Below are 1,426 nucleotides of genomic sequence, written 5' to 3'. Positions count from 1 at the left end.
TGAGCCATGAAACTCTACCTTCCCAATATGGGCACGATCAAATCGTTCACCGAGCATGATGCCGTTGATATTCTCTGGCATACCGAATGGGATCATATGCGCAACGAACCTGGCAAGCTATGGGCTGAAGTTGGCGGCCGAGCGCACTACGAGGAGGATTTTTTCGAGACAGCCGAGGAGGCGAGAAATGAGGCGCTGCGGCGTCGCACCTCTAGGATTGCGTACCTCGAAAGGCGGCTGGCGCAACTGAAGGAGCTTCAAGAGAAGGCGGAGGCGGTGTCATGCTGAACCTATTCCGCACGCCTTACGCCCGCCGCCTGGAGGCCGAGATTGGGCGCCTGCGCGTCCTGCTATGGGAGGCCAAGGCTGAACCTGCCCGCACGCTGRCCCTGATGGCCGCCAAGGACAAGGAAATCGCCACCCTCAAAGCCGAGATCCGCGCCCTGAAACGGGAGCGGGACCGGGCTGGGGGGTTTACTCATGAAGCGCCCTGAGGACACGCTACACGAAGCGGTATGGCTGGCGCTCAAGCTGGCCCTTCCGCCCGAAGCCGTAGCTATCAGCCACGAGAACCGGCAGAACGGCCCGCGTGAGGGTGCCCGACGCAAAAAGCGCGGCTGCCTGCCCGGCTGGCCGGATCTGGAGATTGTCCATGCCGGCCGTCATCACCTGATCGAACTCAAGACGCCTGTGGGCACGCTGAGCAAGGCGCAACGCGAAATGCACGCTCGTCTCACCCAGGCTGGCGGGTCAGTGGCCGTCTGCCGGTCTATTGATGCCGTGCTGGCGCATCTGGCGGCCTGTGGCGTGCCCGTAAGAGCGAGGGTCGCGGCATGAGAGCTTCAGGATACGAACGCCACGCCGACGAGTGGTACGTAGAGCCGCCCTGGGCCGTGGATGCACTGATAGCCGCCGAGCGGTCATTTATTGGCACTGTGCTCGACCCGTGCTGCGGCGGTGGAAATATCGTGCGCCGGTTAGAGGCTGCAAATGTCAGCACCTATGGGGCCGACATTAAGCCGCGTTGGGTCCGCGCATCCGTCGATACCTATCAGGGCTCCCTTGCCGGATATGCGCCTGATTCCGTGGTCAGCAACCCGCCGTATGACCAGGCCCGCGAGTTCATAGACTGCGCCTTGGCTCATACCCGCGATCGCGTCTGCGTGCTGCTGCGCCTTGCCTTCCTCGAAAGCATCAAGCGCCGGGAATGGTTCAAGACGGTTCCGCTCGCCCGTGTGTGGGTGTCGAGCAAGCGCATGTCGATGCCGCCTGGTGGGTCTGACGTACCCGCGAAAGGCGGTGCGATTGCCTATGCGTGGTTCGTGTTTGAGCACGGATATTCGGGGCCGCCGATCATCGGATTCCTGCCTGATGTGCCTGTGGCTGATGAGGTGGTGGGATGAGCAAACCAGAACCCCTGACGCCC

General features: G+C 62.3%; 4 protein-coding genes. All 4 read left to right on the top strand.

Features of this window, described 5'->3' with window-relative positions:
• The first annotated feature begins 6 nt into the window (after positions 1-6).
• Genes ED655_RS08960 through ED655_RS08945 form a run of 4 tightly spaced genes read left to right on the top strand, consistent with a single transcriptional unit; the run spans position 7 to position 1,403 of the window.
• Positions 7-288: a hypothetical protein gene (locus tag ED655_RS08960; RefSeq protein ID WP_122049889.1), complete on the top strand. Its 282-nt coding sequence runs from the start codon at positions 7-9 to the stop codon at positions 286-288.
• Positions 282-494, top strand: coding sequence for a hypothetical protein (locus ED655_RS08955; RefSeq protein WP_122049888.1), 213 nt, complete (start codon positions 282-284; stop codon positions 492-494). Before ED655_RS08960 ends, ED655_RS08955 begins: the two co-directional genes overlap by 7 nt.
• Entirely contained in the window at positions 481-837 is a 357-nt protein-coding gene (locus ED655_RS08950) for a VRR-NUC domain-containing protein (protein ID WP_122049887.1), read from the top strand. Before ED655_RS08955 ends, ED655_RS08950 begins: the two co-directional genes overlap by 14 nt.
• A complete protein-coding gene (locus tag ED655_RS08945; protein WP_122049886.1) occupies positions 834-1,403 on the top strand; it encodes a TRM11 family methyltransferase in 570 nt (189 codons plus the stop codon). Before ED655_RS08950 ends, ED655_RS08945 begins: the two co-directional genes overlap by 4 nt.
• Positions 1,404-1,426: the final 23 nt, after the last annotated feature.

Origin of the sequence: Asaia bogorensis, assembly GCF_900465345.1 — a bacterium.
GTDB classification, from domain to species: Bacteria; Pseudomonadota; Alphaproteobacteria; order Acetobacterales; family Acetobacteraceae; genus Asaia; species Asaia bogorensis_A.
The sequence above is the reverse complement of the archived record's forward strand: the minus strand, read 5'-3'. Positions and strand labels throughout refer to the sequence as shown.

Excerpts from the sequence above, each read along its gene's own strand:
- ED655_RS08960 (WP_122049889.1), top strand. The coding sequence starts at position 7 with ATGAAACTCTACCTTCCCAATATGGGCACGATCAAATCGTTCACCGAG.
- ED655_RS08950 (WP_122049887.1), top strand. The coding sequence starts at position 481 with ATGAAGCGCCCTGAGGACACGCTACACGAAGCGGTATGGCTGGCGCTC.
- ED655_RS08945 (WP_122049886.1), top strand. The coding sequence starts at position 834 with ATGAGAGCTTCAGGATACGAACGCCACGCCGACGAGTGGTACGTAGAG.